We start from the raw sequence: 13,593 nt of genomic DNA, 5'->3' as shown, positions 1-13,593 counted from the left end.
ACTATTTTCCTTGTTGTATCATAGAATAAAAGAATGGGAGCGTTGTTATGATTGATATTCCAATTTGGCTATTTGTAGTTTATCTAATAGGGATAACATTCGCTTTATGTATCTCCATTATAAACTGGATTCGAAGAGAGTATGAAGTAGTTTCTGTTTTAGGCATTATTCTATCATTATTACTACCACTGATGACTTTTTTATTTAGTGTAGAAAGATCAGAAGGAACGAATGAAATTGTTTATATTTGGAATCAACTAAGAGGTATAAATGGATGGGCGATTTTTATATTTTTAGGACATTTATTTTTGCTTGTTTGGTTGATTATTGGCATGCGGATGAAGAGAGTCTATCGATGGATCAAAGAAATTAATAGCCAACTACAGATAAAATGGCAACAACGTGATAACGAGAACCAAAGAGAAGTCGGAGAAAAATAGGTTGGTACAACTTTCGTGGTTTAATCTGGAAATGAAGGTAGGGAAAAATATTGAAAACAGAGAAACAAAAGATGATTGATGGAGAATTATATAAGCCTGATGATCCTGAACTATATAAAGGGAGACAATTGGCAAGAAGAGCAACTAGATACTATAATGCGACAACAGAAGAGGATGTTGTGAAACGTTCAGGTATGTTAAAAGAATTATTCGGCAGTACGGGGAAAAATATCTATATTGAACCCTATTTCCGATGTGACTATGGATTTAATATTCATGTAGGGGAAAATTTCTATGCAAATTTTGATTGTATAATGTTAGATATCTGTGAAATAAGAATTGGTGAAAATTGTATGCTGGCACCAGGAGTCAAAATTTTTACTGCTACGCATCCACTTCATCCAATTGAAAGAAATAGCGGACTTGAGTATGGTAAACCTGTTACGATAGGAGATAATGTGTGGATTGGTGGAGGTGCAATTATTAATCCTGGTGTAACAATCGGGAATAATGCGGTGATAGCTTCAGGTGCGGTTGTTACAAAAAACGTTCCTGCGAATTCAGTGTACGGAGGAAATCCGGCAAAATTTATAAAAGAAATATTGGTATAGAGGAAAGGCTGTTATTTAAATGGATCGATTACAATCATTCGCTCCAGTTATTCCGGATGTTCCGAGAGTACTAATAGTAGGCTCAATGCCTGGAGTGAAGTCACTTGAAGAACAACAGTACTATGGTAATCCAAGAAATCATTTTTGGAGCATAATGTTTACGTTACTGGAAGAAAAACGTGTAGAGAATTATCAAGATAAATTAAGTATGCTAACAAGAAATGGTATCGCCCTGTGGGATACCATTGGAACGTGTTATCGAGAAGGCAGTCTTGATGTAAATATTCGAGATGCTGAACCGAATGATATTATCGGTTTGATACAAAAGTATCCAACAATTAATTTGATTGCCTGCAATGGGACAAAAGCGTATGACATATTTGTAAGAAATTTTTCGTTAGAAAGCTTTACAAATGTTGATGTGGTTAAATTACCTTCTACTAGTCCGATACCTGGTAAATACAATAAAACTTTAGAAGAAAAAATAGAAGCTTGGGGAGTTATTCGTCAATACCTAGAATAACTTCCCTAGCTAGCTTTTAAGTAATGTTAACATGACGTTGATAATCATCTTTGTATTTTTGATAAAAATCGATCATCGGTTGTAATTGTTCTTTAAAATCTGGACATTGAATTGATGTATTCGCTAAATCTCTAGATGCTTGGGCACTACTGTACGAGCAGTTGTTTTCAAAGTATGCTAATGCTTCTTTTTCTGTTCTTAGCCATTTGCGAATGAAAGATAAGGATAACGGATAACTTGCGAGCGGTAAAGAAATAGTTTTATTCGGTGTTACATTTAGGTATATTTCAGCTATCATTTGATACAGCTGACGCATCGTATATGGTGTTGGATCAGTTAAATGATAGGTTTTACCTTCTCCTACCGGGTGAAGGCCTAAATAACTTGTTGCTTTCAAGACATAATCGTAAGGTACAAAATTTGCTTCTACATTCCCTTCACTTATAAAAGGAATTTGTTTCATCAATTTCATATGTTCAAACATATTCAACAAAAAGTATATTCCATCAAATTTTTCTGTGTAACCAGTTTTTGAATGCCCTTTAACAATTCCTGGCCGTATAATTGTGGTCGGTATAGTTTCTTTTAAAGTTTCCACAAGAACTTCAGTCTCATATTTTGTAGCCTCATAGTGATTTTTAAATGTTTGTTTCATGTCGAGCTCAGTTTCCAAAATAGTTCCTTGTCGAGTACCAGATACATAAGCGGTACTGAAGTAAATGTATCGATTTAAACTCCCTAATGTTTTAAGCCAATTATTGACGTTTTTCGTACCATGAACATTTACATTCCAGGCGATATCAAATGAAACAGCTAAATCATAAATCGCAGCTAAATGAAATACATGTGTGACTTTCTCTTGCAATTCTCTATTGATATGGGTTTCTATTGCAAGGTTTGCTTTGCCTATATCACCGCTTATAATGGAAAACCTATCTTTTGGTAGGGGATGATAAGCAGATTGGTTAAGTACATCCTGAGCTGTTGCTAGTTCAGTTGGTAAGGTAAGTAGATAAAAATGTTCAATATCGTCTTGATAATCGTCAATTAATTGCTGAACCAGGTTTCTAGCTAAAAATCCTGGAAAACCAGTAATAAAAAAAGTATATTTCATTGTACTCCTCCCAATAGTTACGTGTTATTTTTAGTATAGCGTTTGTTTTTAAAGTTTTCTAACATTTCGTTGAATAAAATGTAATCGGTACGTATAATAAAAATCAATCAAAGTATAGTAAAACAAGCTATCACGTATGGAGGCATAAAAGTTGATGAAAAACCCATTAGTATTACAAACAGATTTTGGTTTAAGTGATGGAGCAGTAAACGCTATGTATGGTGTATCGATAACGGTAGATCCAAATTTGAGAATTTATGATTTAACTCATGATATCCCTCCATTTAATATTTGGGATGCTTCTTATCGATTGTCGCAGACCATTGATTATTGGCCAGAAGGTACGATATTTATTTCGGTTGTTGACCCTGGAGTTGGGACGGACCGATTGAGTATTGTTGTAAAAACAAAGAGTAATCATTACATCGTAACACCCAATAATGGAACATTGACTCATATAGCAGATCGCATTGGAATTACTGAAGTCAGAAAAATTGATGAAAAAGTTAACAGACTGCCGCGTTCGGGAGAGTCATATACATTCCACGGGAGAGATGTATACGCGTATACTGGTGCAAGATTAGCTTCAGGAAATATTAATTATGAAGGTGTAGGGCCGTCTATTGATATTTCTGAAGTCGTTACTTTACCTCTTCCTGGCTCATCTTCTGAACATGGAATTATTTCTGGGAATATTGATATATTAGATGTTCGTTTTGGGAATTTATGGACAAATATAGACCGAGAAATGTTTATCCAAGAAGGCAATTCTTATGGTGATTGGGTAGAGGTATCAATCGAAAATGAAAGAAAGAAAAAGTATCAGAATCATATTCTGTTTGGGCGTTCCTTCGCAGAAACGCGACTAGGAGAGCCATTATTATTTGTTAATTCATTGGATAAACTTGCGGTTGCGATTAATCAAGGGTCATTTGCAAACGCATATCAAATTGAAACTGGGTCAGATTGGAGAATCTATATAAAGAAGTCACGACAAAATAATTAAAGAGGTTTGCTTATGAAAGTTTTTGGGTTGCGACTAGGATTATTTCTAGGTATTTGGTTATTGCTAATTACGGTGGAAAGTAATTTTGTTCCTTATCACATTTTGATATGTACCGTAGCTTTATCGTTGTTTTTTTTGCTCACTTTTCAACATAGAATAATGTTATTATACACGTTGTTATTACTTGTTGTTTTTTTAGGAGCTATACATTTTGTGAATGGAACCCTCTATTCAATCGTGTTACTTTGGTTTTTATTATGGGATTCACTTCATCGGATATCTATTCGTATGTACTACGGGATAACGGCAATTTCAATAGCTGAAATCTTGATGATAATGTGGATCCAACAAAGTTATCAGATTGGATTGTTGATTAGTACCATTGCAATTTCGGTGAGTGGGTACTTTGTATTGAAAGAAATATATCAACGAAAGTATTATCGTAACATTTATCATGAATTACTCAACGAATATCGAAAATTAAAAAGAATCAATATAACTTCAGAAAACAATGCACGATTGGAAGAAAGAACAAAAATTGCACGGGATATGCATGATACAGTGGGACATAGGCTGACAGCATTAATTATGAGATTGGAATTACTATCTATTGAATATCCATCTATATCATTCGATTCGTTAAAGGATATAGCAAGAGAAAGCCTTGAAGACACTCGGCAAGCAGTAAAAACATTGCAGTTAGATGAATCAGAAGGTATTGCTTCTGTCGTTCATCTTATTCGTAAGTTAGAAGCAGAAAGCCATATAACTGTGCAGTTCACAATGAAAAAAGGGGTTCTTAATGTTCCGCTTTCCAATGATAAAAGTGTAATTTTATATCGAATTATCCAAGAGGCTATTACAAATGCTATGCGCCATGCGAATAGTCGTGAGGTAAATGTGATATTAAGTAAGTCTGCCGATGGTGCACTTACATTTGAAATCACAAATGCTATTTTTGAGTCTACGCAATTTGAATTAGGATTTGGACTTAGGAATATGACAGAGAGAGTGGCAGAGGTTAACGGTGCTTTACATGCATATCAATTAGAAAATCGTTTTATTGTATCAGGAAGACTTCCTGTGTAGGAAGCTCGTAAAGATAAGGAGGAATGGTATGTATCGAGTTTTGTTAGTAGAAGATCAACAAATCGTTCGGCAGGGGATAAAAGTATTGTTAGAACAAGATAAGCAGATTAAAGTAGTTGGAGAAGCTACCAATGGTGTTGAAGCAATTAAGCAAATGATGGAACATACCGTAGATGTTATTTTAATGGATGTACGTATGCCAGATATGAATGGAATTGAGGCAACAAGAAAAATTAAATCTCAATGGCCACATGTACGAATACTTATGTTGACAACATTTAATGATGATGAATATGCATTGCAGTCTCTAAAAGAAGGGGCTAATGGATTTTTATTAAAAACTGCAAACGGACCAAAACTAATTGACGCAATTTACAGCTGTATGAAAGGTGGACTAATACTTCATGATGAGGTAGCGGCAAAGGTAATGCCGAAATTATTGCATACATCGCAACAGGAATTATCTGTTCAGTTATCCGAACGAGAACATGCTATTACAGCGTTAATTGGGAATGGATTGACGAATAAGGAAATCGCAGATGAATTATATTTAACCATTGGAACGGTGAAAAATTATATCACTTCGATTTTGCAAAAAACGGAACAAAGAGATCGCACCCAACTCGCTATTTTTGCAGTAAGACATGGGATAACAAAAGATTAAATGTCATTGAATTGTTACAACTATACGGCTTTTAAATCGATTTTATGAATTATAATGAAGATATTCTAAGGATAAAAGTCGTGGTGATTACATGATTGAAATCTTCTTAAACGAATTTCATTTTTCAACACTTTGGAATGCGGGGATATTACTTTTTTGTTTACTATATATAATAGGTTATTTCTTCATTTTACCTGTATCTGATTCTAGAAGGATGAAAAAAGGTATTTTTACTATATTCGGTGTTATAACTTTATTTTTAGCAGTTGGTAGCCCGTTAAATATAATTGCTCGTCTAACTTTTCAAGGCCATATGATACAGCTAATGCTCTTAATCGGAGTATCAGCTCCTTTATTAGTAGCAGGCTGGAAGCCAATTAAAGTCAATACAATCTCATTTGTACAAATATGTATGGATTGGTTAACAAAACCATGGTTATCCATGTTATTACTTCAAATCTTTTTTTATGGATATCATTTACCGATTGTGTTTGACTTTGCAAGGTTAGAATTATATTGGAATCATTTCTTTTTATTGGGATTATTCATAACTAGCATATTATTTTGGATTTCGATTCTATATAAGGTGAAAGTGAGTGAGAAACGCTGGTTATATGCCGGAATTCATCATCTTCTTCTCATTCCTTATTTTCTGTTTCTATATACAGCAAATGAAGGAGTTTACCGTGTATATTCAGATATAACATTATTTATGTCGGCAATTGAAGTTTGCCTACCTGTAGAAATTAATCTTTCGGAACAATTTTATGCTTCCTTATTGCCTTTTGATCCAGTTGTCCATCAGCAAACTGGAGTTGTTTTATTTTGGATTAGCTCCTGTTTAATTTTTATAATTGCATTGTTTTGTAAGCAAAGTGTTCATGAAGACACTGTCCTAAGTCATTCATAATGATGAGGACAGTGTTTTTTTACTTTATGTCTCTTTGAATAACCAAATAACTCAACAAATCATGTCATACACAAGCGCTACATTTCTAAAAGGGTTCTTGCGCTTTTGTTCTTTCCCATGTAACGGTCAGTATTATTCGCACTTCAAGACGATGAGGGTTTAACGAAAGAATTAAGCTGGAAGTAAACTGCTGGTAAATATTCGATTCTGTTCAAGGGCTCAGGTCATTTTCTCGTGATACTAACATTCCGTGGGGAAGAACTTTATGACTTGAGTCATATTTAAAAGTGGATACAAATGACGGAAGACAGTATGTTGGAAAGTAATTTTCCAATATAGTAAAAGTAAGGAGGGATGACGATGCTCGAATTGGTAGACTTGTCTAAAAAGTTTAAGACTACGGAGGCAGTTAAGTCTTTAAATATGTTTATTGAACGTGGAGAAATTATTGGGTTACTTGGACCGAACGGCGCAGGTAAATCTACTGCGATTTCCATGTTATCTACACTAATTGAGCCAACGAGTGGAGATGTTCGATATTTAAATAACAGTGTATTGAAACAAACATCTTCGTTAAGAAAAGATATTGGTGTAGTCCCACAGGAGATAGCCCTATATACCGAATTAACAGCGGAAGAAAATTTGAAATTCTTTGGTAAGATTTATCGTCTGTCAAACAAAGAAGTAAAAGAGAGGATGGAGGAAGTTCTAGTACAAATCGGATTAACGGAAAAAAGAAAAGAATTGGTAAAGAATTTTTCTGGAGGGATGAAACGAAGATTAAATATTGGTGTTGCACTGCTTCATCAACCAAAAATATTAGTAATGGATGAACCCACGGTAGGAATTGATCCCCAATCAAGAAGTTATATTTTAGAAACAGTAAAGCGAATGAATCAAGAAGAAGGTATGACGGTTATTTATACAAGTCACTATATGGAAGAAGTCGAGTATCTTTGTGATCGTATATATATCATGGATCAAGGTGATCTGATTGCTTCTGGAACCAAAGAGGAAATTAAACAAATCTTGTCTGCCGAAAACACGATATCTTTAATGTCTGATCGATGGAATGATGAGTTTATTGAAAGTCTAAAATCGTTACCTACCATTAACCAACTGACAGTAGAAGGCAAGGAAATTACTTTAATTATTCCAAAACAGATTAATCTTTTTCCAGAAATTATCCGTTTAACAGAGGAACATAAAGTGGATATTCGTTCACTACATGTGAAAACCCCAACATTAGAAGATGTTTTTCTACATTTAACTGGTAGAGCACTAAGGGATTAGGAGGTAGTGTATGATATTTCAATTAATAAAAAAACAACTGCTTCTGCTGTTGCGTAACCCCATCCAACTATTAATGTTACTGGTGCTGCCAATTATTTTAATTGTTATTCTTAGTACGGCACTCTCCGGCTTTATGCAAGGAGATAATCCTCAGTTAACTATAAAAATTGCCTGGCTAGAGCAACAAGATGAAACATCACAAGTCGACGAGTTTTTAGAAAATATGAATGAGCTAGGTGTTCCCTCAGAGGTATTTCCCGATAAAGATGCGTTGCACATGATAACTACCCTTCGTGAAGACGTGTTTTTAAGTGAAGAACTGAGTAGTATGATTGAATTGCATCAAATTGATGAATCTGAAAAAGAAAGTATCTTGGAAGAGGCTGCTTACTCAGCAATTATTGAAGTGCCGGAAGATTTTACTCTGGAATTATTAGAAGCGATCGCTTTGGAAGAAAATGTAGTTCCTCAACTTGAATTATATGTCAATCAAGAACAGCAAATAGGAGCTGAAGTAGTCGAGTCAATTATTCATAATTTTAATGAAGGCTTAGTCATGAATCAATTTATGGAAGAAAGTGGATTACCAATCTCATATGAAGAATTGTATAACAATGAAGTGACAGGAGAAATACAGCATATAGAACAACGTACACCGATTTCTTCTCAAATGTATTATACGATTGGTATGGCGGTCATGAATGCGTTGTATGTCGCTTCTACGTTAGGCTTTTTCGTATATCGTGAGAAAGAAATTCATGTATTTGATCGATTGATTGTGGCAGATATGTCGAGATGGAAATTTTTCTTCAGTGTTCTTATATCAGCGGCAGTTGTATCATTTATACAGTTACTTTTTATTTTTGGATTTTCTTGGTTAGTTTTTAAAATAACATGGCCAAGTATGATCTCGTTTTTTACTATAACGTTTTCTTTAGCCTTAGCAGTAGGTGGAACAACGGTGTTATTGACGGCGATTAGTTATCGAATTAATACAGAAGAAATCATTGGTTTTTTCTCAGGAATCATTGTGTCGATTTTTGCCTTCTTAGGAGGAAGCTTCTTTCCGATTGGTGAATTATCACCTCTCATTCAGCAAATTGGAAATATGACTCCGAATGGAGCAAGTTTAAGTGCATATATTCAAGTATTGCAAGGAGCTCCATTGAAAGAAATCGCTCCTTACCTCATCGTACTGATCTGTTTTACTTTCTTATCTATTTTATTAGCAGTAGTAAGTTATCCAAAAAGGGGGTCTAAGTAATGAAGGGGATCCTTTACTCAAGAGTCAGAGAGTTTATTCGACAACCATTTACCTTTCTTTTATTTACAGCTATGGCAGTAATATTCGCTTTACTTATTGGTGGGTCAGGTCCGGTTGGCACCATCGTAGTGCCTGTATATGGCGATGAAGATATACAAGAAGAAATGAAATCAGAAATACAAGATCAAGAATATTTTACTTTTGAATGGGTTAGTAAAGACGAATTAGAAACAAGGGTAAAAGACGGAGATGCAGATGTAGGAATACACTTGTATGAAGATGATTTTGATTTAATTGTAGGTGTAGAGTCTACACATTTAGGTATGATTCGTCAAACCATCCAACAAGAATATGTTGAAAAAGAACAAAAAATGAAAATTCAGGAAGCGGCTATGCAAGCAGGATTAGATGAAGATGAAGTATTGGAAAACTATTTGGCTAGTATGGATAATTCATTGCTTGAAATCGAGAAAACAAGCTTTCAAGGTGAACAAGATTGGTTGTATGATGGAAATATTCATCGAATCGCGGGGTTTTCATTGTTTTTTGCAATCTATACTATTGCTTATAATGTACTCCATATTTTAGTAGAAAAACGTAATGGAATGTGGGACCGAATGATTTTATCCCCACTAAAGAAAACGGAGATGTATATGAGTAACTTAATATATAGTTTTGTTGAAGGTTACGTACAAATCTGTCTTATTTTTGCTATCTTCTATTATGGATTTAATATCGATTTTAACGGTCGATTTTTGGAGGTGTTATTATTACTGATACCATATGTTTTAGCAATTGTAGCACTTTCCATTTTAATTACTGCTATTGTAAAAAACTCGGAACAATTTAATGCAGTAATTTCTATTGTTGCTGTATCTTTAGCGATGATAGGTGGTGCATTCTGGCCACTGGAAATTGTAGAAAATAAATTTTTACTATTTTTAGCTGATCTTAATCCAATAAAATATGGATTGGAGATTGTACAGGGGTTATCTGTATATAACTATCCACTTTCTGATATGATTCAGCCAGTAAGTGTATTATTGTTTATGACTGTATTATTTACCGGGATTGGAATCCACTTAATGGAAAGACGTCATATCTAAGCAAGTTATAGATGTAAAATTCAAAAGCGTAACGAGTATAGCCCAACCTCGTTGCGTTTTTGTTCTTTCCAACATTTCCATAACATGGTTTCTTCACATGTTTGTTCTTTTAGTATAATAGAATTAGTAATGATTAATTGAAAGGAGCATATAAGTGAAGAGAAAAAAGAAGTGGATTTGGATTATATCAAGTATAGCAATCTTACTTATTATTATAAATTTTGCGGCTGCATATTTCTTTTATCAATTAGCGATTGAAAGAAATGTGAAAGATTTCTTAAGTGGAAATCAAGATTTGGAAGTTTCTGCCGAGACGATGGATGTTTTACTAGATGGTGATTGGAGAAATTGGTCTGAAGAACAAAACTATGAAAATTGGAATATTACTTCTCATGACGGATTAAATCTAGAAGGTTATTTTTTAAGGGCAAAAGAACCTTCGAATAAAGTAGTTATTATGGCACATGGATATTTGGGGAAAGGTAAAGATATGGCTCTTTACGGAGAACACTATGTGGAAGAGCTAGGTTATCATATGTTAACACCAGACCTCAGAGGACACGGACAAAGTGATGGTGATTATATTGGTTTTGGTTGGCATGATCGACTAGATATGATGGGCTGGATAGACCAAGTTATAGAGCGTTTTGGAAATGATGTTGAAATTGTCCTACACGGAGTGTCAATGGGAGCGGCTACGATGTTGATGACAAGCGGAGAGGAATTGCCGAGTAATGTAAAAGCAATTGTCGCTGATTGTCCATATACAAGTGCTGCAGATTTATTTGATTACCAAATCGACCGCATGTATAAAATACCATCGTTTCCGTTTATTCCTTCGACGAGTTTGGTAACACAAATGTTTGCAGGTTATTCATTTAATGAAGCATCCGCATTAGACCAGGTGCAAAAATCAGAAATTCCAATATTTTATGTTCATGGAACAGAAGATCAATTTGTTCCAACACAGATGACAGAGACATTATATGAAAAAACTTCAAGTCCAAAAGAATTATTATTGGTTGATTCTGCAGGACATGGGGAATCCTTTGTTAAGGAAGAAGATAAGTATATTGAAAAACTAAATAGCTTTTTAGATAAATATATAGATGAATAAACGATAAGACTCTGACAAGGAGTCTTATCGTTTATTCATTTTTTATACAGTGTTTTTGATGGTTATTCGATATAATAATGCATAAATATTAATTGTTTTTTATAAATATACTTGCATAAACATGCAGAGGAATTTATAATATGGATTAATTCCATTTTTAAAAAAGGAGCGGTTCGTCTTGAAAAAGGCAGCAATTATTGGTGGTACTGGATATGGTGCTATCGAACTTATTAGACTGTTAGATTCACATCCATATATAGAGTTAACAAAGATAATCTCGCAATCACAACATGGGGAATTGCTCGATGAAACATACCCACATCTTGCAACCTATCTAGCAAATCCAATGGAAGAATTAAACGTTGAACAACTCATTCACGAGATTGATATTGTCTTTTTGGCAACACCTGCAGGAATAGCAAAAGAGATTGCTGCAAGCTTTCAAGATACTTCTGTCCAATGTGTAGATTTGTCTGGGGATTTACGTATATCCTCAGAAGATTACCAAACATGGTATGAGAAGAAACCAGCAAGTGAATCTTTATTGGAAGTAGCAGCTTATGGGTTAACGGAAGTTTTTCAAGAAAAGATTAAACAAACGAATATCATATCAAATCCGGGATGCTTTCCTACTGCTGCTTTACTTGGTCTTATTCCGATGTTAGAAAATAACATTATTGAATCTAAAGGAATCATGATTGATGGAAAAACGGGAATATCTGGAGCGGGTAAAAATCCTAGTGCAAAAACGCATTTTTCAACTACAAATGAAAATGTCACCCCATATAAAATTGGAACGCATCAACATACTCCAGAGATTGAAAGATATATCTCACAAGTTACAAAGGAAGCTTCTGTAAAAGTGACATTAACGACACATTTGATCCCGATGACAAGAGGGTTAATGTGTACGATGTATGCACCATTACATATGGATACAGATACAAATAATGTGATTGAACTTTACAAACAGTATTATAAACACTCACCATTTATCCGGATTCGAAAACCAGGAGAATTTCCTTCCACAAAAGATGTTACAGGAAGTAATTACTGTGATATTGGAGCATATGTCGACAAACGTACGAATCAACTAATCATAACCTCTGCGATTGATAATCTAGTAAAAGGTGCTGCAGGTCAAGCAATCCAAAATATTAATGTGATGAATGAGTGGGATGAAAAAACAGGATTATCATTCTTGCCAATATATCCATAAGGAGGAGTATCAATGGAAACGACAGCAGTGAAAGAAATATCCATATTGAAAGATGGTCATGTGACGAGTCCAGCAGGCTTTTACGCCGGTGGGGTTCATTGTGGACTGCGACGAAAAAAACTTGATTTCGGCTGGATCTATTCTGATACTCCTGCAAATGCAGCAGGTGTTTATACACAAAATACATTTCAAGCAGCACCATTGCTAATTACGAAACAGGCAATCGAACATTCAAAACAACTTCAATCTATTATTGTGAACTCTGCTAATGCAAATTCATTTACAGGTAAACAAGGATATGAAGATGCACTACTCATGCAAGAACTAGCAGCAAATCAATTAAATATCGAACAACATCATGTAGCTGTAGCTTCTACAGGAGTTATTGGTGAACGATTACCAATGGATAAAGTAAAAAATGGTATCAGGCAAATATCTCATACTCAAGTGGATGCACAAAGCTTTGAAAAAGCAATACTAACAACGGATACAACAACGAAGCATGTAGCCGTAAAGTTAGAAGTCGATGGCAAGCAAGTTATCATCGGTGGAGCTGCAAAAGGTTCGGGGATGATTCATCCTAATATGGCTACGATGCTTTCTTTTATTACAACGGATGCAAATGTTAATAAAGATAGTTTACATCAGGCACTGCGTTCTGTTACAGACCAATCATATAATCAGATTACGGTTGATGGAGATTCCAGTACGAATGATATGGTGTTAATACTTGCAAATGGAAGAGCAGAAAATAATGAGTTAAACGAAGGTCATCCGGACTGGTCAGTGTTTATGGACGCTTGGAACATTGTTGCTACCGAATTAGCGAAAATGATTGCTCGAGATGGTGAAGGTGCAACAAAACTCATTGAAGTAGTTACAAAAGGTGCAACTACAATACAACAAGCAAGTCAAATTGCCAAAGCAGTCATCTCCTCCAATCTAGTAAAAACAGCTATTTATGGAAATGACGCTAATTGGGGGAGAATTATCGGTGCGATAGGTTATAGTGGTGTACTTGTAGACGCTAGCAAACTATCGATTGCTATTGGAGGAATTGAAGTAGTGAACAATGGTGAACCGATTGTTTTTGATGAGGATAATTGCAAACAGGCTTTAAATCAGGAAACAGTAAATATAGAAATAGATTTACAAAATGGTATGCATACAGCAACAGCTTGGGGTTGTGATTTAACGTATGAATACATCAAAATCAACGCTTCTTATCGAACGTGAG

The 13,593-nt window shown here is 34.7% G+C and carries 14 protein-coding genes; 13 read left to right on the top strand and 1 reads right to left on the bottom strand.

The window, feature by feature from the left end; all coding sequences use genetic code 11:
- Positions 1-47: 47 nt before the first annotated feature.
- Genes ABC346_RS17270 through ABC346_RS17260 form a run of 3 tightly spaced genes read left to right on the top strand, consistent with a single transcriptional unit; the run spans position 48 to position 1,574 of the window.
- Positions 48-440 carry a hypothetical protein gene (locus ABC346_RS17270; RefSeq protein ID WP_413236032.1) on the top strand — a complete coding sequence of 131 codons (393 nt, stop codon included), beginning with the start codon at positions 48-50 and terminating at the stop codon, positions 438-440.
- Positions 441-490: 50 nt separating this feature from the next.
- A complete protein-coding gene (locus tag ABC346_RS17265; protein WP_413236031.1) occupies positions 491-1,051 on the top strand; it encodes a sugar O-acetyltransferase in 561 nt (186 codons plus the stop codon).
- Positions 1,052-1,070: 19 nt separating this feature from the next.
- The gene (locus ABC346_RS17260; RefSeq protein ID WP_413236030.1) at positions 1,071-1,574 is read left to right on the top strand and encodes a DNA-deoxyinosine glycosylase; all 504 of its coding nucleotides are present in this window, start codon (positions 1,071-1,073) and stop codon (positions 1,572-1,574) included.
- Positions 1,575-1,590: 16 nt separating this feature from the next.
- Here ABC346_RS17260 and ABC346_RS17255 read toward each other — a convergent pair whose 3' ends face one another.
- Positions 1,591-2,688 (bottom strand): SDR family oxidoreductase, encoded by a 1,098-nt coding sequence (locus ABC346_RS17255; RefSeq protein WP_413236029.1) that lies wholly within the window; start codon positions 2,686-2,688, stop codon positions 1,591-1,593.
- Positions 2,689-2,842: 154 nt separating this feature from the next.
- Here ABC346_RS17255 and ABC346_RS17250 point away from each other — a divergent pair, with 154 nt between their 5' ends.
- The 10 genes from ABC346_RS17250 to argJ all read left to right on the top strand — a co-directional run bounded on the left by ABC346_RS17250 (position 2,843) and on the right by argJ (position 13,592).
- Complete coding sequence (locus ABC346_RS17250) at positions 2,843-3,694, top strand: SAM hydrolase/SAM-dependent halogenase family protein (RefSeq protein WP_413236571.1); 852 nt, start codon at positions 2,843-2,845, stop codon at positions 3,692-3,694.
- A 12-nt stretch (positions 3,695-3,706) separates the two neighbouring features.
- Positions 3,707-4,783: a sensor histidine kinase gene (locus ABC346_RS17245; protein WP_413236028.1), complete on the top strand. Its 1,077-nt coding sequence runs from the start codon at positions 3,707-3,709 to the stop codon at positions 4,781-4,783.
- Positions 4,784-4,811: 28 nt separating this feature from the next.
- The gene (locus tag ABC346_RS17240) at positions 4,812-5,447 is read left to right on the top strand and encodes a response regulator (protein ID WP_413236027.1); all 636 of its coding nucleotides are present in this window, start codon (positions 4,812-4,814) and stop codon (positions 5,445-5,447) included.
- 214 nt (positions 5,448-5,661) lie between these two features.
- The gene (locus ABC346_RS17235; protein WP_413236026.1) at positions 5,662-6,357 is read left to right on the top strand and encodes a cytochrome c oxidase assembly protein; all 696 of its coding nucleotides are present in this window, start codon (positions 5,662-5,664) and stop codon (positions 6,355-6,357) included.
- Positions 6,358-6,717: 360 nt separating this feature from the next.
- The gene (locus tag ABC346_RS17230; RefSeq protein WP_413236025.1) at positions 6,718-7,650 is read left to right on the top strand and encodes an ABC transporter ATP-binding protein; all 933 of its coding nucleotides are present in this window, start codon (positions 6,718-6,720) and stop codon (positions 7,648-7,650) included.
- A 10-nt stretch (positions 7,651-7,660) separates the two neighbouring features.
- Positions 7,661-8,914, top strand: a complete 1,254-nt coding sequence (locus tag ABC346_RS17225) for an ABC transporter permease (RefSeq protein ID WP_413236024.1) — start codon at positions 7,661-7,663, stop codon at positions 8,912-8,914.
- Entirely contained in the window at positions 8,914-10,020 is a 1,107-nt protein-coding gene (locus tag ABC346_RS17220) for an ABC transporter permease (protein ID WP_413236023.1), read from the top strand. The genes ABC346_RS17225 and ABC346_RS17220 overlap by 1 nt, the downstream gene beginning before the upstream one ends.
- Positions 10,021-10,174: 154 nt before the next feature.
- Positions 10,175-11,137: an alpha/beta hydrolase gene (locus ABC346_RS17215; protein ID WP_413236022.1), complete on the top strand. Its 963-nt coding sequence runs from the start codon at positions 10,175-10,177 to the stop codon at positions 11,135-11,137.
- 178 nt (positions 11,138-11,315) lie between these two features.
- Entirely contained in the window at positions 11,316-12,356 is a 1,041-nt protein-coding gene (gene argC / locus ABC346_RS17210) for an N-acetyl-gamma-glutamyl-phosphate reductase (protein WP_413236021.1), read from the top strand.
- A 12-nt stretch (positions 12,357-12,368) separates the two neighbouring features.
- Positions 12,369-13,592 carry a bifunctional ornithine acetyltransferase/N-acetylglutamate synthase gene (argJ, locus tag ABC346_RS17205; RefSeq protein ID WP_413236020.1) on the top strand — a complete coding sequence of 408 codons (1,224 nt, stop codon included), beginning with the start codon at positions 12,369-12,371 and terminating at the stop codon, positions 13,590-13,592.
- Position 13,593: the final 1 nt, after the last annotated feature.

It is taken from the genome of Oceanobacillus phoenicis (genome assembly GCF_047238145.1).
Lineage (GTDB): Bacteria > Bacillota > Bacilli > Bacillales > Amphibacillaceae > Oceanobacillus.
This window is presented reverse-complemented; position numbering and strand designations above follow the sequence as displayed.

Coding starts and splice junctions, on each gene's coding strand:
- ABC346_RS17220 (WP_413236023.1), top strand. CDS start 8,914: ATGAAGGGGATCCTTTACTCAAGAGTCAGAGAGTTTATTCGACAACCA.
- ABC346_RS17270 (WP_413236032.1), top strand. CDS start 48: ATGATTGATATTCCAATTTGGCTATTTGTAGTTTATCTAATAGGGATA.
- ABC346_RS17235 (WP_413236026.1), top strand. CDS start 5,662: ATGAAAAAAGGTATTTTTACTATATTCGGTGTTATAACTTTATTTTTA.
- ABC346_RS17260 (WP_413236030.1), top strand. CDS start 1,071: ATGGATCGATTACAATCATTCGCTCCAGTTATTCCGGATGTTCCGAGA.
- argJ (WP_413236020.1), top strand. CDS start 12,369: ATGGAAACGACAGCAGTGAAAGAAATATCCATATTGAAAGATGGTCAT.
- ABC346_RS17255 (WP_413236029.1), bottom strand. CDS start 2,688: ATGAAATATACTTTTTTTATTACTGGTTTTCCAGGATTTTTAGCTAGA.
- ABC346_RS17240 (WP_413236027.1), top strand. CDS start 4,812: ATGTATCGAGTTTTGTTAGTAGAAGATCAACAAATCGTTCGGCAGGGG.
- ABC346_RS17230 (WP_413236025.1), top strand. CDS start 6,718: ATGCTCGAATTGGTAGACTTGTCTAAAAAGTTTAAGACTACGGAGGCA.
- ABC346_RS17225 (WP_413236024.1), top strand. CDS start 7,661: ATGATATTTCAATTAATAAAAAAACAACTGCTTCTGCTGTTGCGTAAC.
- ABC346_RS17250 (WP_413236571.1), top strand. CDS start 2,843: ATGAAAAACCCATTAGTATTACAAACAGATTTTGGTTTAAGTGATGGA.
- ABC346_RS17245 (WP_413236028.1), top strand. CDS start 3,707: ATGAAAGTTTTTGGGTTGCGACTAGGATTATTTCTAGGTATTTGGTTA.